General features: G+C 73.9%; 22 protein-coding genes. 4 read left to right on the top strand and 18 right to left on the bottom strand.

The window, feature by feature from the left end; all coding sequences use genetic code 11:
* Position 1: 1 nt before the first annotated feature.
* The 15 genes from JQN84_RS23165 to JQN84_RS23095 all read right to left on the bottom strand — a co-directional run bounded on the left by JQN84_RS23165 (position 2) and on the right by JQN84_RS23095 (position 14587).
* Positions 2-970, bottom strand: a complete 969-nt coding sequence (locus tag JQN84_RS23165; RefSeq protein ID WP_204960618.1) for a thiamine pyrophosphate-dependent dehydrogenase E1 component subunit alpha — start codon at positions 968-970, stop codon at positions 2-4.
* Positions 967-1764 carry a DUF3050 domain-containing protein gene (locus tag JQN84_RS23160; protein ID WP_204960617.1) on the bottom strand — a complete coding sequence of 266 codons (798 nt, stop codon included), beginning with the start codon at positions 1762-1764 and terminating at the stop codon, positions 967-969. The genes JQN84_RS23165 and JQN84_RS23160 overlap by 4 nt, the downstream gene beginning before the upstream one ends.
* 2 nt (positions 1765-1766) lie before the next feature.
* Entirely contained in the window at positions 1767-2690 is a 924-nt protein-coding gene (locus JQN84_RS23155) for a phytanoyl-CoA dioxygenase family protein (RefSeq protein ID WP_204960616.1), read from the bottom strand.
* Positions 2687-3796: a 4-hydroxyphenylpyruvate dioxygenase gene (gene hppD / locus JQN84_RS23150; RefSeq protein ID WP_204960615.1), complete on the bottom strand. Its 1110-nt coding sequence runs from the start codon at positions 3794-3796 to the stop codon at positions 2687-2689. The genes JQN84_RS23155 and hppD overlap by 4 nt, the downstream gene beginning before the upstream one ends.
* A 70-nt stretch (positions 3797-3866) precedes the next feature.
* Entirely contained in the window at positions 3867-5126 is a 1260-nt protein-coding gene (locus JQN84_RS23145; RefSeq protein WP_204960614.1) for a beta-ketoacyl-[acyl-carrier-protein] synthase family protein, read from the bottom strand.
* Positions 5123-6739 (bottom strand): class I adenylate-forming enzyme family protein, encoded by a 1617-nt coding sequence (locus tag JQN84_RS23140; RefSeq protein ID WP_204960613.1) that lies wholly within the window; start codon positions 6737-6739, stop codon positions 5123-5125. Before JQN84_RS23140 ends, JQN84_RS23145 begins: the two co-directional genes overlap by 4 nt.
* Positions 6736-7224: a beta-ketoacyl synthase chain length factor gene (locus tag JQN84_RS23135; protein ID WP_204960612.1), complete on the bottom strand. Its 489-nt coding sequence runs from the start codon at positions 7222-7224 to the stop codon at positions 6736-6738. The genes JQN84_RS23140 and JQN84_RS23135 overlap by 4 nt, the downstream gene beginning before the upstream one ends.
* Before the next feature lie 65 nt (positions 7225-7289).
* Positions 7290-8486 (bottom strand): beta-ketoacyl-[acyl-carrier-protein] synthase family protein, encoded by a 1197-nt coding sequence (locus tag JQN84_RS23130; RefSeq protein WP_204960611.1) that lies wholly within the window; start codon positions 8484-8486, stop codon positions 7290-7292.
* Positions 8479-8724 carry an acyl carrier protein gene (locus tag JQN84_RS23125; protein WP_204960610.1) on the bottom strand — a complete coding sequence of 82 codons (246 nt, stop codon included), beginning with the start codon at positions 8722-8724 and terminating at the stop codon, positions 8479-8481. Before JQN84_RS23125 ends, JQN84_RS23130 begins: the two co-directional genes overlap by 8 nt.
* The gene (locus JQN84_RS23120; RefSeq protein ID WP_204960609.1) at positions 8724-8990 is read right to left on the bottom strand and encodes an acyl carrier protein; all 267 of its coding nucleotides are present in this window, start codon (positions 8988-8990) and stop codon (positions 8724-8726) included. Before JQN84_RS23120 ends, JQN84_RS23125 begins: the two co-directional genes overlap by 1 nt.
* 161 nt (positions 8991-9151) lie before the next feature.
* Entirely contained in the window at positions 9152-10543 is a 1392-nt protein-coding gene (locus JQN84_RS23115) for a class I adenylate-forming enzyme family protein (RefSeq protein ID WP_204960763.1), read from the bottom strand.
* A gap of 388 nt (positions 10544-10931) precedes the next feature.
* A complete protein-coding gene (locus JQN84_RS23110; RefSeq protein ID WP_204960608.1) occupies positions 10932-12221 on the bottom strand; it encodes a beta-ketoacyl synthase N-terminal-like domain-containing protein in 1290 nt (429 codons plus the stop codon).
* The gene (locus JQN84_RS23105) at positions 12218-13486 is read right to left on the bottom strand and encodes a beta-ketoacyl-[acyl-carrier-protein] synthase family protein (RefSeq protein ID WP_204960607.1); all 1269 of its coding nucleotides are present in this window, start codon (positions 13484-13486) and stop codon (positions 12218-12220) included. Before JQN84_RS23105 ends, JQN84_RS23110 begins: the two co-directional genes overlap by 4 nt.
* On the bottom strand, positions 13483-13887 hold the full coding sequence (locus JQN84_RS23100) for a cupin domain-containing protein (RefSeq protein WP_088647536.1): 405 nt from the start codon (positions 13885-13887) through the stop codon (positions 13483-13485). The genes JQN84_RS23105 and JQN84_RS23100 overlap by 4 nt, the downstream gene beginning before the upstream one ends.
* Positions 13880-14587 (bottom strand): SRPBCC family protein, encoded by a 708-nt coding sequence (locus tag JQN84_RS23095; RefSeq protein ID WP_204960606.1) that lies wholly within the window; start codon positions 14585-14587, stop codon positions 13880-13882. The genes JQN84_RS23100 and JQN84_RS23095 overlap by 8 nt, the downstream gene beginning before the upstream one ends.
* 199 nt (positions 14588-14786) lie before the next feature.
* Between JQN84_RS23095 and JQN84_RS23090 the strand changes: the two genes are divergently transcribed.
* The 4 genes from JQN84_RS23090 to JQN84_RS23075 all read left to right on the top strand — a co-directional run bounded on the left by JQN84_RS23090 (position 14787) and on the right by JQN84_RS23075 (position 18222).
* Complete coding sequence (locus JQN84_RS23090) at positions 14787-15815, top strand: AfsR/SARP family transcriptional regulator (protein ID WP_239485962.1); 1029 nt, start codon at positions 14787-14789, stop codon at positions 15813-15815.
* A complete protein-coding gene (locus JQN84_RS23085) occupies positions 15812-16159 on the top strand; it encodes a TcmI family type II polyketide cyclase (RefSeq protein WP_204960604.1) in 348 nt (115 codons plus the stop codon). Before JQN84_RS23090 ends, JQN84_RS23085 begins: the two co-directional genes overlap by 4 nt.
* A 192-nt stretch (positions 16160-16351) precedes the next feature.
* Entirely contained in the window at positions 16352-17818 is a 1467-nt protein-coding gene (locus JQN84_RS31610; protein WP_239485961.1) for a helix-hairpin-helix domain-containing protein, read from the top strand.
* 197 nt (positions 17819-18015) lie between these two features.
* Positions 18016-18222: a hypothetical protein gene (locus tag JQN84_RS23075; protein ID WP_204960603.1), complete on the top strand. Its 207-nt coding sequence runs from the start codon at positions 18016-18018 to the stop codon at positions 18220-18222.
* A gap of 371 nt (positions 18223-18593) precedes the next feature.
* On the opposite strand, the gene JQN84_RS23070 is transcribed toward JQN84_RS23075, so the two are convergent.
* The 3 genes from JQN84_RS23070 to JQN84_RS23060 form a co-directional block, all read right to left on the bottom strand.
* The gene (locus JQN84_RS23070) at positions 18594-20702 is read right to left on the bottom strand and encodes an APC family permease (protein WP_239485960.1); all 2109 of its coding nucleotides are present in this window, start codon (positions 20700-20702) and stop codon (positions 18594-18596) included.
* Between the two features lie 117 nt (positions 20703-20819).
* Positions 20820-21230, bottom strand: a complete 411-nt coding sequence (locus JQN84_RS23065) for a hypothetical protein (RefSeq protein WP_204960602.1) — start codon at positions 21228-21230, stop codon at positions 20820-20822.
* A 206-nt stretch (positions 21231-21436) separates the two neighbouring features.
* Positions 21437-22186, bottom strand: a complete 750-nt coding sequence (locus JQN84_RS23060) for a phosphotransferase (RefSeq protein WP_204960601.1) — start codon at positions 22184-22186, stop codon at positions 21437-21439.
* Positions 22187-22198 lie beyond the last annotated feature (12 nt).

Here is a 22198-nt window from a genome sequence, read left to right as displayed (position 1 = left end):
CTCAGGAGCCTCCCCGGGCGGTCAGCCCACTGGCGTAGAGGTGGTCCAGCGCACCCGCCGGGTCCGGTTCGGGGCCGGCCAGGGCGAACGCGACGGCCGCGTCGAGGGTCGCCTCCACCTCGGCGTCGACCGCCTCCCGGTCGGCCGTCGACAACCGCTCCCCCTGGATCGTCACCGGGTCCCGGGAACGGCCGTCGGCCACCTCCTGCGGCGTGCGGTACTGCAGGCGTACCGCGTGTTCGAAGGTGTGGTGGGCGTCGAACCGGTAGGTACGGGCCTCGACCAGTTCCGGCCCGCCGCCGTCGCGCATCCGCGCGACGGCGGCGGCGGTGACCTGCCGGACCGCCTCCGGGTCCTGACCGTCGACGACGGTGGCCCGGATGCCGAACGCCTCGGCCCGACCGGTGATGGTGCCGGCGACCGCGCCGGCCACCGGCATGGTGGTGGCGTATCCGTTGTTCTCGCAGACCAGCAGGACCGGCACCCGCCAGAGCGCGGCCAGGTTGAACGCCTCCAGCAGCATCCCCTCGTTGACCGCGCCGTCACCGAAGAAGCTCGCCCCGACCACCGCGTTGCCGCGCTGCCGGTGCGCCCACACCGCGCCGGTGAGGATCGCCGGGGACGCCCCGACGATCGCGTTGGCGCCGAGCACCCCGATGGACAGGTCCGCGGCGTGCATCGAGCCGCCCCGGCCCCGGTTCAGTCCGGTTTCCCGGCCGCACAGTTCGGCCATCATCCGGGCCGGGTCGGCACCCTTGGCGAGCACGTGACCGTGCCCACGGTGGGTGCCGGTGACCAGGTCCCCCGCGGCGAGCGCGGCGCACACGCCGGCGGCGATCCCCTCCTGACCGAGGTAGGGGTGGATGCCGCCGACGATGTGCCCGGAGCGGACCAGGGCGATGGCCCGCTCCTCGAACCGGCGGATCAGCCGTACGGTGCGGTAGAGCCGGGCCGGGTCGGCGTCGGTCACCTGTCGCGGCCCTCCTTGACGGCGGCGAGGATGTCGTCCCAGAGCTGGGCACGGGCGGTCAGCGCCAGGTTGACCGTGTCGGCGCACTCCTGCCACTTGGCGTCGTCGTCGCCGCACAGGTCGGCGAGCATCTGCATCGCCATCGGGGTGTGCTGCTCGCCGTCGACCTCGATGTGCCGCTCCAGGTAGTCGACGAAGGTGTGCAGCCGGTTGCTGCGCTCGTTGACCGCGACGACCTGGGTGAACATGTCGGGGATCAGGTCCTCCCGGCCGAACGCGAACGCGGCGGCCTGGCAGTGCACCGGAGTCGACTCGATGATCTTCCAGGTGGTGGCGGCGAAGGCCCGCGACGCCTCGGGCACCCCGGCCTCGACCAGCGCGTCGGTCACCGACGTGCCGCCGCGCAGCAGGTCGACCAGCCGGTCGACGGCGGTGGTGTCCGCGCCCGCCTCCCCCATCCCCCGCACGTACAGCTCGAAGTGGCTGATGTAACCCTCGCCGAGCTCGTCGCTCTCCTCGACCATGACGATGTCGTTGATCAGCCGCCGGCTGCCGGTGGGCCCGGTGGGGATCCACGGCACGGTCACGCAGGTGAGCTGCCGCTGCAACGACTTCAGCAGGGACATGAAGTCCCAGACCGCGAAGACGTGGTGCTCCATGAAGGTGACAAGCGACTCGTGGGTGTCCAGGTTGGCGTAGAGCGGGTGCTTGACCACCACGTCGCGGCGGTCGGTCACCGCCTTCTCCAACCGCTCGATGCCCGGATGTGTCTTACCCCAGTCGTACCGTGACATGTTCAGCCTCCCTGCTGGGCGCGTTCGCGCCAGATGACCGGGCAGTAGTCGGGGTCCGCGTAGTCCGGCCGGCCGGAGTGGGTGCGGCGGACCAGCACGTCGTGGTTGTACGCGGCGAGGCTGCCGTCGGAGAGCGGGAACTCCTGGTAGGCGTTGTCGCCGTCCTGAAGGTGCAGCGAGATCGCCCGGCGCGGGCGTCCGCTGACGTTGGCGCCGCTGCCGTGGTAGGTGCGGCAGTGGTGGAAACTCATGTGCCCCTTGGGGATCACCATCGGAATCTTGCGGATCTGCGCGCCGTTGTGCGCCGCGTTCTCGGCCAGCATCTCCTCCAGCTGGTCGCGGTCCCGCTCGGCGAAGTGCCGCACGACGGTGTCGTCCGCGCCGGTCTCCGACCACCGGTGCGAACCGTCGACCATGGTGATCGTGCCCATCTCCTCACCGCAGTCGTGGAACGGGATGAACGCGGTCAGCATCTTCTCCGACGACGACGACGACCAGTAGTGCTTGTCGAAGTGCCAGGGCACGATGTTCGACGGCTCACCCGAGATCGGCGGCTTGTAGATCAGCGTGGACTGGAAGACCCGGATCTCGTCGGCCTGGGCCAGCCGGGCGGCGACCGCGCCGATCAGCGGCTTGCGCAGGATCGCGGCGATCCCGTCGTGTTCGTAGTGGACGTAGTCGTTGTGCCGCTGCACCGGGCCCTTCGACGGGTCCCAGTAGGCGAGCTTCGGCGGGCGCACCGGCAGGGCGCGGTCCCGTTCGCCGTCGTAGTAGCGGTCGGTGGCCGCGGTCAGCGCGTCCACCTCGTCGTCGGTGAGCAGCTTCTTGGACAGGTACCAGCCGTGCTCGGCGTAGTGGCGCACGTCCTCGTCGGACGGGAGCAGCGCCTCCTCCTCGGCGGTCAACGTCGGATGTGTCGTGGTCATGCACCTGCTCCTCGTGCCGTGCCGGCCGCGACGGCGGGGGTCGCCCCCGCCACGGCCAGCTCCCGTTCCTTGGCCTCGTAGAGGGCCCGGATGTTGCCGCTGCCGAAGGTCCGCGCCCCGCGCCGCTCGATGAGTTCGAGGAAGAGGGTGCGCCGCACGTGCATCGACTCGGTGAAGATCTGCAACAGCTGTCCGCCGTGGTCGGCGTCGACCAGGATGCTGAGGTCCCGCAGCCGGTCCAGCGGCGCGTCGACCTTGCCGACCCGCTGCTCCAGGGTGTCGTAGTAGGCCGCCGGGGTGCCGGCGAAGCGCACCCCGCGGGCCCCGAGCGCGCCGACCGCGCCGACGATGTCGTCGGTGCGCAGCCCCAGGTGCTGCACCCCGGCCCCGTGGTGCTCGGTGAGGAACGCGTCGATCTGGCCGGGACGCCGTCCGGCGTCCGGTTCCAGCAGCACCAGGGTGACCCGCCCGGAGGCGTCCTGCACCACCTTGGAGTTCATCGCCTGACCGGCGACCTCGATGTGCTCCTCGAAGATCTGCGCGAACCCGAAGACCCGCTCGTAGTGCGCGACGGTGTCGTCGAGCTGGCCGGGCGGCACGCACACCGCCAGGTGGTCGATCTCGGCGAGCAGCCGCTCGTCGGTCCCGCCGGCCGGGGTCGCCTCGATCGCGCCGGGCAGGAAGTCGGCCCGGTCGCCCCGGCGTTCCACCAGCCGGTGCAACACGTCACCGAAGCCGCCCACCTCGGCGGTCACCACCTCGGCGTCCGCGCCGGTCCAGGTGCGCGGCGGGGTCACCGGCGTCGCACCCCGGGCCACCAGCTCCGCGTACGCCCCGGCGGCGTCGCCGACCTCCACCGCCACCACCGCGATCCCGTCACCGTGCCTGGTGACGTACCCCGAGGCGGGATGGTCGGCGGTCAGGCCGGTGGTCAGCACCATCCGGATGTCGGCCTGCCCCAGCAGCAGGGACCGCTGCCCGACCAGCCCGGTCTCCGGCCCGCCCTGCCCGAGCAGGGTGAAACCGACGGCGGTACCGAAGTAGAAGGCCGCCTGTCGGGCGTCTCCCACGTACAGTTCGATGTGATCTATTCCGCGAATGTCCATCTCTCCAGCCCTTCCCCATGTCCCCCCGTGACTGCCGTCCGGGCACGTGCGGCCCGGGTCGCAGCGTCGATCACCTCCCCGGCTCGGCAGGCCGGGCGCCAGCCCCGGTGGTACGCCGCAGCAGCAGGCTCACGTTCTGCCCGCCGAATCCGAAGGAGTTGGTGAGCGCGAATTCGGCCCGGCTCGCCCGGGGCACGTCGCGGACGTGGTCCGCCGGGCAGTCCGGGTCCGGGTCGTCCAGGTGGTACGTCGGCGGCAGCAGGCCGGCACGCAGCGCCAGCGCGCAGGCCGCCGTCTCCACCACCCCGGACGCGCCCAGCAGGTGCCCGGTGAGCGCCTTGGTGGAGCTGACCGGCACCCCGCCGACGCCGAAGACCTTGCCCAGCGCGGTGCTCTCGGCGATGTCCCCGAGCTTGGTGCCGGTGCCGTGGGCGTTGACGTAGCCGACCTCGGCCGGTGGGACGTCGGCCCGGGCCAGGGCGGCGCGCATGCAGTCGGCCGCACCCTCGCCGTCGGGCCGGGGCATCGTCGGGTGGTGCGCGTCGGTGGTGCTGCCGTAGCCGGCCACCTCCGCGTAGGTGCGGGCGCCCCGGGCGGCGGCGTGGGCGGCCCGTTCCAGCACCAGCAGGGCGGCCCCCTCGGCGAGCACGAACCCGTTGCGTCGCCTGTCGAACGGACGGCTCGCCTCGGTCGGGTCGGCGAAGCCCCGGGCGAGCGCGCGGGCGTTGCCGAAGGTGTCGGCGAAGGTCGGGAAGAGCGGCGCCTCGCTGGCCCCGCAGAGCACCACGTCGGCCTCGCCGGCCCGGATCAGCCGGGCCGCGTCGGCGACCGCCTGGGCTCCGGAGGCACAGGCGGTGCCGACCGAGGAGCTGTAGCCGCGGATGCCGTGGGCGATGGCGATCCGCGCCGAGGCCATGTTGGGCAGGATGCCGGTCAGCAGGTACGGGCTGACCGCCGCCCGGCCGCGTTCGGTGCGGGCGATCACCTGCTGTTCCAGGGTGGACATGCCACCGACCCCGCCGACCACGACGCCGATCCGCGCCGGGTCGACGTCCCGGCCCACCTCGATGCCCGCGTCGGCGAGCGCGTCGGCGGCGGTGAGCAGGGCGAACAGCACCACCCGGTCGAGCACCTTGGTCTCCGGGCCGGTGGCGACCGTACGCGGGTCGATCGGCGGGAGCACCCCGGCGACCTCCAGCGACTCCCGGGCCGGATGTCCCTCGGGCGGTCGGCTCAACCCGGACCGGCCGGTGGTCAACGCGGCGAAGGTGTCCTCCACCCCCCGCCCGACCGGGCTGAACAGGCCCATGCCGGTGATGACGACGGTCATGACGACGACTCGGCGAGGAAGCGTTCCCGCAGCGCCACCTTGCGGACCTTGCCGGTGACGGTGACCGGGATGTCGTCGGCGCTCACCGGCACCACCCGGCGCAGGGTCGCCCCCACGTCCGCCCCGAGGGCGGCCCGGATCGTGTCGGTTCGGTCGACCGTCGGGTCGGCTCCGGCGGCCAGTTCCAGCAGCACGTCGGTGGTGACCGCGTCACCGTCGGCGACGATCAGCACGGTGCAGTCGGTGACGTCGGGGCAGGCGGCGAGGACGCGCTCCTCGGACAGCGCGGTGAAGTAGCGCCGCCCGTCGGGCAGCGTCACCGAGTCGACCGCCCGGTCCAGGTGGTAGTAGCGGCCGTCGGCGTCGGCGTGGACCAGGTCACCGGTGAGGTACCAGCCGCGCAGCCGGAACCGGTAGCTGGTGACCGAGTCGTTCCAGTAGCCGCGGAACAGCGACGGCGAGTCGATGCCGAGGAAACCCACCTGGCCGGGGGGCAGCTCGTTGCCCTCGGCGTCGAGGACGGCCACCTTCGCGAACCGGTAGGGCCGGCCCACGCAGCGGCCGTACCGGTCGGTGTCGGTGGTGTGCGTGATGTGGAACATCGAGTGGCCCATCTCGCTGGAGCCGAGGCCGTCGATGAACATCGAACCGGGGACGCGGGTGACGCCCTGCCGGGTGACCACGTCGCGGGAGCCGACCGCCACGAGTCGGCGGACGTGCGGCTCGTGCGAGCAGTCGCCGGTGTTGAACCACAGCCGCACCGAGTCCAGGTCGTACCCGCTGAGGTCGAAGCGGGCCAGCTCGGCCCAGGTCATCGAGAAGCCGAAGACCCCGTCGGGCCGCCACCGCTGGATGGCGTCGAGGACCCGTTCGCCGCCCTGCTCGGACAGCAGGAACATCTCCGCCCGGTTGCCCAGCGCCTGGTTGACCATCAGCACGGTCGCGGTGTGCGGGGCGGGCAGCGCGTTGAGGATGCGGCGGGTGCCCTGCGCCTGCGGCATGGACAGCAGGTGCCGGGTGGCGGCGAAGAGGCTGGCGTGCGAGTGCAGCACCGCCTTGGGCACCCCGGTGGTGCCGGACGTGTGGGTGATGACGATCGGGTCGTCGGGGTGGTGCCGGTAGTCGGCCGGGGCCTGCGCCGGGTCGCCGGTGCCGGCCCCCTGCGGGGTGCCCAGCAGCGGCACGCCCAGGTCGTGCCCGGCCAGCAACTCGGTGTGCGCGGCGTCGGCGAGCACCCCGGCACCGCGCAGCCGACGGATGTACTCGGCGGCGATCTCGGGGCGCAGCTTGCCGTTCATCAGCGCGGGGATCGCGCCGAGCCGGGCCAGCGCCAGGAAGCTCAGCACCATGTCGGCGGCGGCGGTGGCCCAGACGGCCACCGGGTCGCGGGGCCGCACCCCCCGGTCGTGCAGCCACGCCGCCCGCGCGGCGACCCGCTCGTCGAGCTGGCCCAGGGTGAGCGGCTGCCCGGCGGGGTGCCCGTCGACCGGGGTGTCGAAGGTCAGCCCCGGCCCCTGCGGGTCCGCGCCGTGGGCCAGCACCCGGGCCAGCACGTTCCCCGCGCCGAGCTGCGGATCGGCGGCGAGCACCCCCCGCAGTCCCTTCGTCCTCATTGACTGTCTCCTCCCCCCAGCAGCACCGCGACCGCACCGGTGGGCGTCGCGTCGGGTGCCTCGTCGATCAGGACCAGCAACGCCTCGTCGGCGTCGCCGTCGTACAGCAGCAGTTCCCCCTCGGCGGTGGCGTCGGCCCGTGGGTCGCCGGTCGGGCTCAGGCACACCACCGGCCCGGTCAGCCCGAAGCGGGCGGCGACCTGCCCGGCGACGCTGTTGGGCACCGACTGGAAGAAGAACAGTGGACCGACCCGCCCCCCGGCGGCGACGGTCGACCGGACGTGCGTGGCGCTGGGCCGGTCACCGGCGGCGCTGACCAGCACCACCGCGCACCGGGTGCCGGCCGCCGCCGGGCCACCCGGCCGGCGGTCCAGGCAGCGCCCGGCCACCGCGGCGACCAGCGGCGCGAACGGCGAGTGCAGGAACCCGGGCAGCGGCGGTGGCGGCCCGTCGCCCGGTTCCGGCCAGCGCGCCTGCGCCAGCACCCGCGGTGCGCCGTGACCGGCCGGACGGCCCGGGACGATCCCGGGTCCCGGGCCGCGCGTGCCGGTCACGGCGCACCCACCAGCAGGGCGGTGTTCGCGCCGCCGAAGGCGGCGTTGAGGCTGAGCGCGTACCGGCTGGTCACCGGGCGGGGCGCGGCGGTGACCACGTCCAGCGGGCAGGCCGGGTCGGGGCCGAGCCAGCCGGCGTTGACCGGCAGCTTCCCGTGCCCCAGCGCCGCCACGGTGACCACCAGTTCGAGCAGGCCGGACGCCTCCAGCGCGTGCCCGTGCAGCGCTTTGGTGGAGCTGACCGGCACCTGCCCGGCCCGCTCGCCCAGGGCCAGCCGCAGCGCCGCCGCCTCGGAGGCGTCGCTGAACCCGGTGCCGGTGGCGTTGGCGTTGACGTAGCCGACCGCCCCGGCGGGCAGGCCGGCGCGGCCCAGCGCCGCGCCGATCGCCCGGGCCAGCCCGCCCCCCTGCGGATCGGGTTGGCAGGGGTGGTGGGCGTCGCCGGCCCGGCCCCACCCGGCCAGCGTCGCCACCGGCGTCGCGCCCCGGTCGTGCAGCGTGGCCGCGGACTCCAGCACCACCGCGGCCACCCCGTCGCCGAGCAGCAGGCCCTGCCGTCCGATGCTGAACGGGCGGACCGCCCCGTCGGCGGCGAGCGCCCGGCCGGCGTCGAAGAGCGCGAACTGGTCCGGTTCCACCAGGTAGCCGGCGGCCACCACGACCCGGTCGGTGTCCCCCCGGCGGATCATGGCGGCGGCGTCGGCGACCGCGTTGCTGGCCGAGACGCAGGCGGTGGTGTAGACCCGGGTCGGTCCGCCGAGCCCGCAGCGCCGGGCCAACCGGCCGGCCAGGGTGGGCAGTTCCGGCCAGGCCGGGCCGTCGCCGTCGCGCTCGCCGCCGGCCCACCACGGGTCGTCGGTGTCGGCGACCGGCCTGTCGTCGGCGTACGGGCCGGGCAGGGTCGCCGGCCCGCCGTGGGTGGCCAGCAGCAGCGCGGACGCCCGACGCTGCGCCTGGTCGAGCCCGGCCGCGTGGCAGGCGGCGTCGACCGCGTCGGCCAGTTCCTGCGGCAGGGTCGCCACGTCGGGGCGGGTGGCCGCGACGGCCACCCGGCGGCCGGTGGTGTCGAACCGGCGGACCGGTCGGAACGCCGGCACCCCGGACAGGACCCCGGCCAGCAGGGCGTCCACGCCCCTGCCGAAGGCGCTGACCGCGTGGGTGGCGGAGATCGTGACGGTGCCCCGGTCAACCATCAGCGGAGGCGGTCAGGCAGGTGTGGAAAACGGCCAGGGCGTCGTCGAGGGTGCGGATGCCGGCGAGCTGGTCGTCGGTGAGCTCCATCCGGGTGTCGTAGCGCTGTTCGACGAGGTGCACCAGCCAGGCCAGTTCCATCGAGCCGACCCGGTGCGGTACCTGGTCGACGGGTTTGCCGGTCAGTTCGGCGAGCATGCTCACCAGGTCAGCTCGCCCCAGGTCGGGCTGACCGGACATCAGCGGTTGTCGGTGGTCGCCCGGGCGACCCGGTCGGCGACCATGGTGGTGAACTCCCCCACCGTCATCAGGGCCAGCTTCTCCGAGTCGTCGTCGGCGAACCGCAGCCCGTAGCGGTCCTCCACCCGGACGGACAGGTCGGACAGGGCGAGCGACTCCAGGTCCACCCCGGACGGGCCGAGGGTGGTGTCGTCGTCGATCCCGTCGACGTCGTAGTTCATGTCCTGGAGCTGCTCGATGACGAAGGTGCGGACCTCGTCTCGCATGACGGTTACCTCTCTCGATGGGCGGGTCGCCGGGGCCCGGTCGGGGCACCGTGCGGGGGTGGTTCGGGCGTGCCACCGACGGTCGGCCGGTGGGGACGCGGTGGGGACGCCCCGGCGACGGTCCACGGGGGCCGTCCGGGGGGCGGGGTGCAGCGGACCGGTCACGGCACCGCCGTCCGCAGCACGTCCAGTGAGCGGACCAGTTTGCCGGTGGTGGTACGCGGCAGCTGCGCCACCAGGTGCAGGGTGCGGGGCCGCTTGTAGCCGGCCAGCCGCTCCGCGAGGAGCTTGTCCAGCTCCTCCTCGGACAGTGGGCCGTCGGGCTGCACGTACGCGGTGATCCCGTCGTCGTAGGCGACCACCGCGGCGGCCACCCCGGGCAGGCCGGTGAGGGTGGCCTCGACCTCGGTGAGGTCGACCTTGAGACCCCCCACGGAGACCTGCGAGTCGAGCCGCCCCCGCACGGTGACCAGGCCGGTGTCCGGGTCGACGGTGCCGGCGTCGCGGGTGCGCAGCCAGCCGTCCGCCCAGCGGCTCGGGTCGCTGAGCCCGACGTACGGCGAGGCGGGGCAGCTGATCAGCAGCTCACCGTCGGACTCGCGGACCTCGATGCCGGGGGCGGGGGCGATGGCGGGCCGGTGGCTGCCGTGCAGGTCGGTGCCGATGACGCCGACCTCGGTCATCCCGTACATGTTGCCCAGGGGCACGCCGTGCCGGTCGGTGAACGCCTGCACGACGGCCGGCGGGACCAGTTCCCCACCGGTGGTCATCCGCCTGAACTGGGGCAGCGGCCCGTCCGGGCGGGTGAAGGCGAGCAGACCGATGTGGAACGGCACGCCGAGCACGGTGGCCGGGGTGTCCTGGGCGGCGATCGCGGCCAGCACGGCGTCGCCGCTGAGCCGTTGCGGCGGGACCAGCTCGACGTGGGCGTGCAGGCCGTAGAGCAGGCCACCGACCAGGCCGAGTACGTGCACCATGGACGGTAGCAGGATGATCCGTTCGCCGGGCAGCGCGACCCCGTCGATGCGGGTGTAGCGGTGCACCTCGGCGACCAGGTCGGCGGCGGTGCGTCCGATCACCTTGGACGGTCCGGTCGAGCCGGAGCTGAGCTGGATCACGGCGTGTCCGCTGACCGCCTGACGGTCGGCGTATCCGGTGACGCTCTCGGTGACGTCGAGGAAGACCTTCAGCGCGCCAGGACCGGTACGGGCCGGCGCGACGACCACCTGCGGGGTGAGCCGGCGCAGCGCCCGGTCGACCTCGTGGTCGGTGAGCCGGTGGTCGAGCAGCACCGCCTGCCCGCCGCTGCGCCAGGTCGCCAACAGGTTGACCACATAGGACACCGACGGTGGCAGGCGCAGTGCGACGGCCCCGCCGGGACGCAGCCCCGCCTCGCGCAGCCGGTCCTGTGCCGCGACGACCAGGCGGTGCAGAGTGCCCCGGTCCACCGGCTCGGGCAGCCGGAGACAAATGTCGGTCGGCGGGCCGGCGAACAACACGTCGTCCACCCAACCGGGGTCTAGCGCCGCAGGATCTTCCGTCGGGCGATACATGGTCACCGCCGGCCACCGTCCAGCATAGAATGGGGCGAAAGCGCCCAAAGATGATGCCTCTTGTCGTGCTCACGGCACCCTACGACAGCCCGGAAGAGCATTACTAGGTGCGAATGGCTAGATCATAAAAGGCGGCCGGCCGGATTGCCGCCGCTCGATCGGCCGGGCAGGATCGGGCGCGTACGCCGGCCCGCGACACCACCGGCGGCCTCGCCGTGCCCGACGCTCCGGCCGGCATCCGGCCGATCCGACGGCACCCCCTGGTCAGCACCGGTCACCGTGGACCGTCGACGACCCGGCGCAGTGTCCACGCCGGACCCGGACAGGGGTGTGCCCGGCAGGCGGACTTCCGCCGGCCGGGCACACCCTCAGGCGCCACGCACAGTGATCAGTCGGTCGCGCTCCTCGGCGTCGGCGCGACGCCCCGGAGCACCAGGGCGCTGTTGAAGCCGTCGAAGCCGCGCGCGCAGACCAGCGCCACCCGACGCTCGGGCCGGCGCGGGGCACGCAGGAAACCCAACTCGCAGCCCGGAGCCGGATCGACCGGACCGGCCGAGGCGGGCAGCATGTCGTGGTGGAAGGCGAGCAGCGCGGTCGCCACGTCCAGGGCCGACCCACCCTGGTGGGCCCGGCCGGTCAACGACTTGTGCGTGCTCACCGGCGGCGGCCGGTCAGCGAAGACCGTCCGCAGCGCCGTCGCCTCGCTGCGGTCGTAGCGGGGCACCCCGAGCGCGTCGGGCACGACCAGGTCCACCTCGTCGGGCGGGCAGCCGGCCCGGTCCAGCGCCAGCCGCATCGCCCGCGCGTACGCCGTCGGGTCGCCTGCGGTGTCCGGGCCGGTGTGCACCGCGTCGTGGGTGGCCGCCCAACCGGTCACCTCCCCGTAGATCCGGGCGCCCCGGGCCAGCGCGTGCCCCCGCTCCTCCACCACGAAGACCGCACCCCCCTCGGCGGGCACGTACCCGCCGGCTGCCCGGTCGAACGGCAGGTACGCCGCCGCCGGCTCGTCGACGGCACTGAGCAGCCCGGAACGGAGCTGGCAGGCCAGCGCGTACGGGCTCAGCGGGCACTCGGTCGCCCCGGCGACCACCACCGACGTGCCCCGCCGGATGGTGCGCACCGCGTGCGCCAGGCTGTCCAGCCCACCGGCCGTCTCGGCGACCAGCACCCCCGACGGCCCCTTGAACTGGTGGTGGATGGACAACTGCCCGACGCTGGCCGCATAGAACCAGGCGATCGACTGGTACGCCCCGACGGTGCGGCTCGGCCCGCCCCAGAGCCGTTGCAGCTCCCGCTGGCCGAACAGGTTCCCCCCCGACGAACTGGCCAGGGTGACCGCCCAGGCGTACGGGTCCGGGGCGCGGGCGGGCAACCCGGCGTCGGCGAGCGCCAACGCCGTCGCGGCGAAGCCGAGCTGGGTCCACCTGTCGGTCTGCACGAGCTGCCGGGTGTCGACGTACGCGGCCGGCTGGAAGCCGGGCACCTCGCCACCGACCCGGGTGGGATAGCCGGTCGGGTCGAACAGGGTGATCGGCCCGGTCCGTCGGACCCCCGAGGTCACCGTCCGCCAGTGCGCGTCGACGCCGATGCCGCTGGGCGCGACCACCCCGATCCCGGTCACCACCGCCCGCGCCCGCTCCCCGGGGGCCGGGGTGACGGCGGGGGCGGGGAGCGTCACCGCGCCACCGCCAGCCGGCGGAACAGCATCGCGGACTGGAAACCCCCGAACCCGCTGCCCACCGACAGGGCCACGTCGACCGGGGTCTCCCGGGCCACGTTCGGCACGTAGTCCAGGTCGCACTCCGGGTCCCGGGTGGTCCAGTTGGCCGTCGGCGGCACCACCCCGTACTCGATGGCCAGGGCGCAGGCGGCCATCTCGATGGCGCCGATCGCGCCCAGCGAGTGCCCGACCATCGACTTGATCGAACTCACCGGCACCTGGTACGCCGTAGGGCCCAGCGCCCGCTTGAACGCCGCCGTCTCGTGCCTGTCGTTCTGCCGGGTGCCGGAGCCGTGCGCGCTGACGTAGGAGACCGCCGACGGGTCCAGCCGGGCCTCCCGTAGCGCCGCCGCGATGGCCAGCCCCATCTCCACCCCGTCGGGCCGCAACCCGGTCATGTGGAAACCGTTGCTGCGCCCGGCGTAGCCGGCCACCTCGCAGTAGACGTGCGCGCCGCGCCGCCGGGCGTGCTCCCACTCCTCCAGCACCAGCACCGCGGCCCCCTCGGCGAGCACGAAACCCTGCCGGTGGGCGTCGAACGGGCGGCTGGCGTGCCCCGGGTCGTCGTTGTCCGGGCTGGTCGCCCGGATCGCGTCGAACGAGGCCACGGTGACCGGGGAGATCGGCGAGTCCGCCGCGCCGGCCAGCACGATGTCCGCCTCCCCGTCGACGACGAGTTGGTGGGCGTACCCGATGGCGTCGATGCCCGAGGTGCAGCCGGTGGAGACCACCTGCGCCGGGCCGTGCAGCCCGTGCCGGCAGGCCACGTCGGCGGCGAGGCTGCTCGGCACCAACGCCTGGTAGAGGTACGGCCCACCGAGGGCGTGGTCGACCAGCCAGTGCCGGCCGGCGTCGCTGACCCGGACGTACTCCTGCTCCAGCGCGGTGGTGCCGCCGACGGCGGTGCCCAGCACCACCCCGGCGACGTCCCGCTCGGCGTCGGTCAACTCCAGGCCGCTGTCGGCCAGCGCCTCCGCCGCGCAGGCCAGGGCGAACTGCACGTACCGGTCGGAGCGTTGCCGCTGCGCCGGGGTCAACCCGGCGGCGTCCGGGTCGAAGTCACACTCGGCGGCGATCTGCGACCGGTACGGCGACGGGTCGAAGAAGCTGATCCGCCTGGTGGCCGTCCGCCCCTCGGTGAGGGTCTTCCAGAACCGGTCCCGGGTCACCCCGCCCGGGGCGACCACCCCGACCCCGGTCACCACGGCACGCCGCCCGGTCACGACGGACCCCGCTGCTCCACCAGTTCGGTGTCGACGTGGCCGAGTTCCGGGCGGGGGGCGAGCGGGCCGAGGTGGAACACCACCTCGGCGGGGGCGTCACCGGTGTTGCGCAACCGGTGCCGCACGTTACGCGGCACGAACAGCGCCTCTCCGGCGGCCAGCGGCACCGGCTCGTCGTCCAGGTCCACGGTGATCGCGCCGCGCACCAGGTACAGGAACTCCTCGCTGTACGGGTGGTAGTGCTCGGCCACCCGGTCACCGGGGGCCACCGTCACCACCCCCATGAACCCCGAGGTGCTGCCGACGGTACGCGGGCCGAGCAGCACCCGCAGCTCCCCGCCGCGTCGCCGGTCGGCCGGCACGTCCCGGGCAGCGACCAGACCGGTGGTGACCTCACTCATCGCCGCCTCCCGCGTACACCCGCTCGATCCGTTCCTTGATCACGGCCAGTTGCACCCGGCTGTTGGTGTTGATCCGCTCGGTCATCGCCACGTCGTCCACCGGCGCGGTCGGCTTCATCGCGAAGTCCTGCACCCAGGTCATCCGGGTGCCCGCCGGTTCCGTGTCGTAGTACCAGTGGATGCGCATGTACTCGAACGGTCCGGTCTCCACCCGCCGGGCCCGCACCTGCCAGGTCGCCGGGTCGGCGGTACGTTCGCTGACCCAGCTCCATGCGATGCCGTTCTCGTCGGGGTGCATGGTCAGCCGGAACCGGACCGTGTCCCCCTCCCGGTGCAGGATCTCCACCACCGCGTACTCGGTGAACAGGTCCGTCCAGCGGGCCACGTCGTTGGTGATCTCCCAGACCAGCGCCAACGGGGCGGCGATGAGGATGCTGTTCTCGGTGTGCCCGGCCGGTCCGGCGTCGGCCACCAGGTCGGCGACGCCGGCGATGCTCAGCTGCCCGGCCTGTTCGGGGATGCGTACCCGCCAGCGGTCGGCGACCACGGCGGACAGTTCCAGCAACGCCAGCGAGTCCATGCCCAGCTCCTCCAGGCTGGCGGCGGGCGCGCGGGCAGCGGCATCGGCGTCGAGACCGCAGCGGGTCACCAGGATCTCGGTGATCTCGCTGGTCAGCGGTCGGCCGTGGGTGACGGTCATCTCGGGTCCTCCTCCACCGGGCGACTCACCCCGGTAGCCGCCACCCTGCGGCCGGACCCGTCACCCCGGCGTCACCCAGCGGCCCCCGACACCTCCGCACGATGGTGACGGTGCGTTGACGCATGCTGTGTACCGGCTATGCGCGAGCTGTCCATTGTGATGGAGGTTCGCAGATCAGGGGCAATGCGGCCCGGTCACCATGCCTACACTTTCGTTGACCGAGAGTAATCATATTGGTAGTGTTCGTGCCGGCCGGCCCGGCCCGGCCGCGCAGGGAACCGGCCACGGCGTCGCGGGGGACCCCGTCGGGACACCGGACGATCTGGACCCAGGTTTCCGTGCAGGGGGTGCGCCCGTGACCGGTCATGCCAGCACGCCGACCAACGGCGCTCCGGTACGCCTGCACCTGCTCGGCGGTTTCCGGCTGCTGCACGGCGACACCCCCGTGGTGGTCCCCCGGGGGCTGCAACGGGTGATCGCCCTGATCGGGCTGCGCCCCGGCGCCACCCGCAGCAACCTCGCCGGGCTGCTCTGGCCCGAGGTGCCCGAGGAACGGGCGTTGTCGTCCCTGCGCACCGCCCTGTGGCGGCTACGCCAGGACCCCTGCTGCCCGCTGCTGGTCAGCGGGGACACCGTCCGCCTCGATCCGGCCGTCCGGCTCGACGTGGACGACCTGGTCGCCACCGCCGCCCGGGTCCGCGACGGGGGTGACCCGCGCGCCGCCGCCGACGCGCTCGCCGCCGGCAGCCGCGACCTGCTCCCCGGCTGGTACGACGACTGGGTCCTGCTGGACCGGGAACGGCTGCGCCAGCTCCGGCTGCACATGCTGGAACAGCTCGCCGTCGACCACCTCGACGCCGGACGGCACGGCGAGGCGTTACAGGCCGCCCTGGAGGCGATGGCCGCCGAACCGCTCCGCGAGACCCCGCACCGCCTGGTGGTGCGCATCCACCTCGCCGAGGGCAACGCGTTCGAGGCGGTGCACGCCTTCTACGTCTACCGGGACCTGCTCATGCGGGAACTGCGCCTGGAACCGTCCCCCGCGATGTGCGCCCTGGTCGACGAGACCCTCGCCCCGATCCGGCAGGCCACCCGCCGCACCCCGGCCGCCCGCCGTCACGATCCGGCCGGACGGCGTGACGACGAGGTGACAGCCCCACCGCCAGGGTGGACCCACCGTGAGCCCTGGACCGATCGGGGCGCGCCACCGGCGAGAGGGGTCCGATGAGCCGTCTGGTGATCGTCAGCAGGATCATTCCCGGCGCGGAGGGGCGGGTCGCCCAGATCTTCGCCGAAGCCGACGCGACCGAACTACCCGGACTCACCGGGCTGCGCCACCGCTCCCTGTACCGCCTGCACGACCTGTGCGTACACCTGATGGAAACCACCGAGGTGGACGTCGACACCCTGGTCACCGCCCGCCGGCACCCGCTGTACCAGCGGACCAACGAACGGTTGTCGGCCCACACGTCGGCGTACCTGCCGACCTGGCGGTCGCCCCGGGACGCGCCGGCCGGCTGCTTCTACAGCTGGGACGTCTCCGACGCGCCCAGTCCGGAGCCGCTGCGCTGAACCGCCGCCGGGGCGCGGAGCCCTCCCGACGTCGACGCCCTGTCGTGACGTCGATACCACCCGACACCGGGCATTCCACCTGCGCAACGAGGTGTGGTCCTCCCTGTCGTCCGACATTCGCGTATGCAAAGCTGCGGCGGGTTTTCGCGTTTTCCTCGCGATCTCAACGACATACGCGATAGGGAGGTAGCCGTGCCGTCAACTGTCGGGCAGTGGCTCGTCGTGATCTTGGCTCTGCTGGTGGGCCTGGCCGGAGGCTGGGCGCTGTGGGGGCGGCAGAAGCCGACCACCGCCACGCCCATCGTGGAGGGTGACCCGGTGGTGGGGCTCTCCCCGGAGGAGAAGGCCGCCGCCACGATCGACGCCCCGCGCCCGGCCGCCACCCTCGACACCTCCCCGGCACCCGCCGCCGTCGTCGACGAGCCCACCCCGCGCGTCGCGCCGGACGCCGACCACCCCGTCCCGACCACCACCGGGTCTGCCGCCGCTGCCGGCACGGCCGTCCCCGCCGAGTCCTCCGCTGCCGCTGACTCCGCCGCTCCCTCCACCGCCGACGTCGAGGACGCCGCCGTCAACGGCACCTCCAGCACGGTCGCCACCGACCGGACCGCCCCCCTGCCGGACCTCGCGGACGAACCCACCACCATCGACCTGACCGGCCGCACCACCTGTGACGACGCGCCCGGAAGCGGCGTCACCGATGAGACCACCGCGCCGGTTCCCGCGCCCCGGACCACCGTCGAGGACACCCCGGACAGCGCGGCGGCCGACCTGCCGGCCCCGGTGGCCCCGGAGCCGGACGCCACGGCCCCGGTCACCGCGGCCCCGGTCACCGCCTCGGACGTCACCCCGACTGACGCTTCGGCCCCGACCGACACTTCGGGCCCGGATGACGCTTCGGGCCCGGATGACACCTCGGGCCCGGATGACACCTCGGGTCCGGATGACACCTCGGCCCCGGCTGACGAGCCGGCCTCGGCCGGTGAGCCGACCCCGGCAGTCGCGTCGACGCCGGTTGATGAACCGACGCCGGTTGACGAGCCGACCCCGGCCGGTGAGCCGATGCCGGTGGACGCGTCGACCCCGGCCGGCGTTGCGGAGCCGGCCGGCGTTGCGGAGCCGGCCGGCGTTGCGGAGCCGGCCGGCGTTGCGGAGATCGAGCCGACTGGCGGCGTTGCGGAAGCCGAGCCGGCCGGTGCGTCCGAGCGCACCTCCCCGCGAGTGCCCGACGTGGACGACGTCCCGGTCGCCGCAGAGCCGGTGATCCCGACGCAACGCACCCCCGACGCCGACAGCACCCCGGTTCCGGAGCAAGCCCCGGTTCCGGACGGTGCCCCCGCCTCGGACGGTGCCCCGGTTTCACCGGGTGCCTCCGTCGCCGACGTCGCGGCGGCGCAGGACGAGCCGGTGGACGACTTCCGGCGTATCCAGGGGATCGGCCCGAAGCTGGCCGCAGCGCTCCAGGCTGCCGGCATCCGCAGCTACCGGCAGCTCGCCGCGCTGGACGAGACGAGCCTGCGGGAGACGATCCGTGCCGCCGGGCTGCGCGCCACCGCGAGCCTGGCCACCTGGCCGCAGCAGGCACAGGTGCTGGCCGGTGCGGGTGCCGAGGCCGAGCGGGTGCTGCCGACGCCGACCGGCACCGACAGCCAGGACTGACCGCCGAACCGACGGCGAGGGCTGGTGGACACGTGCGAGGCGTGTCCACCAGCCCTCGCCGTCGTCCGGTACGCGGTGGCCACCGTCGGTGAATTGTGCACCATAGCGCTGACCGTTCCGGAATACCGTTTACCCGGTCCCGGCCATGGGGTACATGGGCGTCACCTCGAACATCACACAAGCCGGGAGGCACCCCCATGCGCGGTACGTCGATCCTCGGAGTCATCGTCGTCATCTGGCTGGTCATCGGCGCTATCGCCGCTGGTCAGCGGGGCTATTACGGGAACGACGACACCAACTGTGCCGAGGCCGGCACGATCCTGGTGACGATCGTGGCCGGGCCGCTCAACTACATCGGCGCCAACCCGAAGATCGACTGCAAGCTCCCCGAGCCGTCGAAGTAAGCCGCAGCTTCCCGGCCCGCGCCCACCCCTCGGGGCGCGGGCCGCGTCATGTCCGCTCCAGATCACCCCCTCCCGCGCCAGCCACGCCCGCCACCCCACACCCCCTAAGCATCCTAGGAACCCATCCCACAAGCTCCCTCCACCCCTCCGCCCCTCCCCCCTCCATCGACAACCGTCATGCAGTGATCAAGAGGTTGTGGACCGGTGATCAAGAGGTTTCGGTCAGAAAAGCGTGCTCCGGTGACGCAAACCTCTTGATCACCGGGCAAAGCCGGGGGCGGGCGGGGCACAGCGGCGGGGCGGGGGCGGGGCGGGGCGGGGCGGGGCCAGCGCGGGGCGGGCGGGGCGAGGGAGCACGGGGTGGGTGTGGGTCAGGCGCCTACGTGGATGCCGGGGCGGCGGGAGGGGTCGGGTTCGCTCTTGCGGATGATCTCGCGGACCACGGGTGGGGTGTCGCCCCGACCGAGGATCAGGTAGCGCAGCAGGTGGGCGATGGGGTTGCCCTCGGACCACTCGAAGTGGGCGTGCGGGCGGACCCCCGTGCCGTCGCGCAGCGCCAGCAGGATGGCGGCGATCGCGTTCGGCACCGCCGGGCTGCTGGCCCGCAGCACCCGGAAGCCGCCCACCTCGACCCCGTGCACCCACAGCACCTGGCTGAACTCCGACGGGTCCACCACGTCGATCTCCAGGAAGAGCACGTCGGAGGCGCCCGGCACCGGGTTCATCCCCCGCTGTGCCCGCTCCTTGACCCGGTACTCCTTGAGCGCGCCGCTGTCGCGTTTGTGGGCGATCAGGTGCAGCCGGCCGTCGTGGGCCAGCGACTCGGCGACGAACCGTCGGGCCGGCTCGTCGAACTCGATCCGTTCGGTGCGCAGCTCGGTGGTCCGGGTGATCCGGGAGATCAGCGACACCACCACGATGCCGGCGATGAACATGCCGGAGATGGCGAGCCCGTCGGGTTTCTCGATGACGTTCTCGGTCAGCGCGTAGAGCAGCACGGCGGTGAGCAGCGCGAAGCCGGCGGCGGCGAACCGGTGCCGGGCCCGGACGGTCGCGATGGTCACCGCCACCGCGCCGGAGACCATCATCGCCAGGATGCCGGTGGCGTACGCGCCGGCCTGGGCGTTGACGTCGGCCCGGAAGGCGACGGTGATGACGATGCTGATCAGGGTGTAGACCAGCACCACCGGCCGGACCGCCCGCCCCCACTCCGGCGCCATCCCGTACGACGGTAGGTAGCGCGGCACGATGTTGATCAGGCCGGCCATCGCCGACGCCCCGGCGAACCAGAGGATCAGCACGCTGCTGATGTCGTAGAGCGTGCCGAACCCCTCGCCGAGCCGGGCGTGGGCCAGCCAGGCCAGCGCCCGGCCGTTCGCCGCGCCGCCCGGCTGGAACTCCCGGGGCGGGATCAGCACGGTGGTGACGAACGTGGTGGTCAGCAGGTACACCGACATGATCAGCGCGGCGGCGGTGAGCAGCCGGCGGGTGTTGCGGATCCGCGCGGCCAGCCGCTGCCCACGGTCCTCGCCCGCCCCGCGTACCAGGGGCATCATGCTCACCCCCGTCTCGAAGCCGGACAGGCCGAGGACCAGCAGCGGGAAGGCCAGCACCGCCGGGCCGACCAGGTCACCCACGCCGGAACCCCCGGCGGTCAGGGCGGCCGTCCAGTTCCGCACGGTGCCCGGGTCGGCGGCGATCCCGGCCAGGCCGTCGGCCACGATCACCGCGTTGAGACCGAGGAAGACCACCACCAGGGGTACGGCCACCAGCACCGCCTCGCTGAACCCGAGCAGGAACACCCCGCCGAGGACGAGCAGCAGCGCCACCGTCACCAGCACGGCCACCCCCTCGCCGTGCGGTGCCGACGACGGCAGGTACGGGTTCTCCAGCAGGTGCACCGTGGCGTCGGCGGCGGAGAGGGTGATCGTGATGATCCATGAGGTGGCGACGAACCCGAGCAGCACCAGGACGAAGATCTTGCCCCGCCAGAACGGCAGCAGCCGTTCCAGCATCGCCACCGAGCCCTGCCCGTGCGGGCTCTCCCGGGCGACCCGCCGGTACATCGGCAGCATCCCGAGCAGGGTCAGCGCCACGATCAGCAGGGTGGCCAGCGGGGAGAGCGCCCCGGCGGCCAGCGCCGCGATGCCCGGCAGGTAGGACAGGGTCGAGAAGTAGTCGACCCCGGTCAGGCACATCACCTGCCACCAGGGATGCCGGCGCTGGCTGCCCTCCTCGGTCTCCGGGCCGACCGGCTGCACCCGGTACGCGAACAGCCACCGGCGCAGCGCGCCACCGGGCCGGGCCGGCCGGGCGTGACTGTTCACGCACTCCGGCAGGCCCACCGGCCCGGGTCGGGTGCGCTCACCCTGGCCGGCGTCCCGGGCCTCGCGCAGCGCCCGCCCGTGCCCCGGTGGCGGCGCGTTCCCCCGTCGTTCCCGGGTCCGCCGTCCCCGCGTCCCGTCCCGCCCGTCCGCCATCCGCCGACCGCCCTCGTGTCCCCTCTCCCCGACGGTAGGCGCTGGAGGCGGTCCGGCCGGCCGGAACAGGGGAAGCCGGGGTCGGGCGGGCCGGCCGGAACAGGGGAAGGCGGGCAGTCAGGCGGGACCGGGCCGGTCGACCGGGATGCCGTGCAGGGCCGCCAGCAGGGCGTCCGGGTCGGTCACCGTCACGGTGGCCGCCGGATGGCGCAGCCACCGGCCGGGGGCCAGCGCCGGCACCGGGGTACCGAACCGCAGGCACACCCCGGCCGCGGTGCCGGTGCCGAAGGTGACCCCCCGGTCGGCCAGGGACAGGTGCGGCCCGACGGCCCGCCACCAGCGGTACGGCCCGCCGCGCCGGGCGTCGACCACGTTCGCCCGGCCGGTCCGCAGCCGCCAGCGGCCGAACCGGATCACCAGTTCCGCATCGTCGAGCAGCACGTCGCAGGTCTGCGGCCGGATGCCGAGCAGCGCCAACGGCACCCGGAACGGCGGATCGAACCGGAACGCGAACCGGTGTGCGGGCATGACCGACGGGTACCCCGGGCGGGCCGTCCGACACCCGGATGCCGCCAACCGGCACGGCGACCTCGGGCCGACCGCACAGCTGCCCTGCGACCGGGGCGGCCCCGTGGGTGCCCTGCGACGGGGGCGGGCCCACGGGTGCCGTGCGACCGAGGCGCGCGCCCACGGGTGACGTGACCGGCCGGGGTGGCGCACGCCGGCCGGCCGGGTCACGTCAGGGCGCGGGTCCAGTCGTCCACGTGGGCCGACAGGTGCTCGGCGACGGCCCGCCAGTAGGGGCCGTCCTCGGCGTGGATCCGGGCCCAGGGCTGCACACCACGCCGGGCACCGTCGCACAGCAGGTCGTACATGGCCCGCGCCCGGGGGCCGAGGGTCGCGGCGAGCGCGGGCCGGTGCGCCGCCGGCAGGTCGTACCCGTCGATCAGGGCGCGCAGCCGGCGGGCCGAGTCGGGCACCGGCCGGTCGGGGCGCATCCCCGCCATGGCCTGCGCGGCGTACGCCAACTCCCAGCGGCGGGTGCCGGGGCCGGCACCGTCCCAGTCGATCAGCACCCAGCCCCGGGGGGCGCGGACCAGGTTCCAGGGGGCGGGGTCGTGGTGGCAGATCAGGTCCGTGCCGTCGGGGCGGATCGGCACCTGCCAGCGGGCCGGTTCGGGGGGCACGAACCCGGCGGTGGCACGGTGCAGGTCGGCCAGCAGCCGGCCGATCGAGGGCAGGTCCGCCGTCGGGTAGAGCCCCGAGGGGTGGCCCGGCTCCCCCGGCACGTACTCCAGCACCTGCCGGCCCTGCTCGTCGCGGCCCAGCGGCCGGGGCGCGCCGTCGAAGCCGACGGCGCGCAGGTGGGTCAGCAGGGCATCGACGGCGTCGGTCCACGGGCCGACCGGCCGGCGGACGGTGTCGCCGACCCGCACCACGCCGGTGGTGACGTTGCCGGGCAGCGGTTCCTCGGTCGGGCGCATCCGGTCATCCTG

This window comes from Micromonospora humidisoli (assembly GCF_016900955.1).
GTDB classification, from domain to species: Bacteria; Actinomycetota; Actinomycetes; order Mycobacteriales; family Micromonosporaceae; genus Micromonospora; species Micromonospora wenchangensis.
Note: the sequence above shows the minus strand (reverse complement) of the source record. Positions and strands in the feature narration are given on the sequence as shown.

Excerpts from the sequence above, each read along its gene's own strand:
- JQN84_RS23160 (WP_204960617.1), bottom strand. The coding sequence starts at position 1,764 with ATGTCACGGTACGACTGGGGTAAGACACATCCGGGCATCGAGCGGTTG.
- JQN84_RS23155 (WP_204960616.1), bottom strand. The coding sequence starts at position 2,690 with ATGACCACGACACATCCGACGTTGACCGCCGAGGAGGAGGCGCTGCTC.
- hppD (WP_204960615.1), bottom strand. The coding sequence starts at position 3,796 with ATGGACATTCGCGGAATAGATCACATCGAACTGTACGTGGGAGACGCC.
- JQN84_RS23145 (WP_204960614.1), bottom strand. The coding sequence starts at position 5,126 with ATGACCGTCGTCATCACCGGCATGGGCCTGTTCAGCCCGGTCGGGCGG.
- JQN84_RS23140 (WP_204960613.1), bottom strand. The coding sequence starts at position 6,739 with ATGAGGACGAAGGGACTGCGGGGGGTGCTCGCCGCCGATCCGCAGCTC.
- JQN84_RS23130 (WP_204960611.1), bottom strand. The coding sequence starts at position 8,486 with ATGGTTGACCGGGGCACCGTCACGATCTCCGCCACCCACGCGGTCAGC.
- JQN84_RS23125 (WP_204960610.1), bottom strand. The coding sequence starts at position 8,724 with ATGTCCGGTCAGCCCGACCTGGGGCGAGCTGACCTGGTGAGCATGCTC.
- JQN84_RS23120 (WP_204960609.1), bottom strand. The coding sequence starts at position 8,990 with ATGCGAGACGAGGTCCGCACCTTCGTCATCGAGCAGCTCCAGGACATG.
- JQN84_RS23115 (WP_204960763.1), bottom strand. The coding sequence starts at position 10,543 with ATGTATCGCCCGACGGAAGATCCTGCGGCGCTAGACCCCGGTTGGGTG.
- JQN84_RS23100 (WP_088647536.1), bottom strand. The coding sequence starts at position 13,887 with ATGAGTGAGGTCACCACCGGTCTGGTCGCTGCCCGGGACGTGCCGGCC.
- JQN84_RS23095 (WP_204960606.1), bottom strand. The coding sequence starts at position 14,587 with ATGACCGTCACCCACGGCCGACCGCTGACCAGCGAGATCACCGAGATC.
- JQN84_RS23090 (WP_239485962.1), top strand. The coding sequence starts at position 14,787 with ATGCCTACACTTTCGTTGACCGAGAGTAATCATATTGGTAGTGTTCGT.
- JQN84_RS23085 (WP_204960604.1), top strand. The coding sequence starts at position 15,812 with ATGAGCCGTCTGGTGATCGTCAGCAGGATCATTCCCGGCGCGGAGGGG.
- JQN84_RS23075 (WP_204960603.1), top strand. The coding sequence starts at position 18,016 with ATGCGCGGTACGTCGATCCTCGGAGTCATCGTCGTCATCTGGCTGGTC.
- JQN84_RS23070 (WP_239485960.1), bottom strand. The coding sequence starts at position 20,702 with ATGGCGGACGGGCGGGACGGGACGCGGGGACGGCGGACCCGGGAACGA.
- JQN84_RS23065 (WP_204960602.1), bottom strand. The coding sequence starts at position 21,230 with ATGCCCGCACACCGGTTCGCGTTCCGGTTCGATCCGCCGTTCCGGGTG.
- JQN84_RS23060 (WP_204960601.1), bottom strand. The coding sequence starts at position 22,186 with ATGCGCCCGACCGAGGAACCGCTGCCCGGCAACGTCACCACCGGCGTG.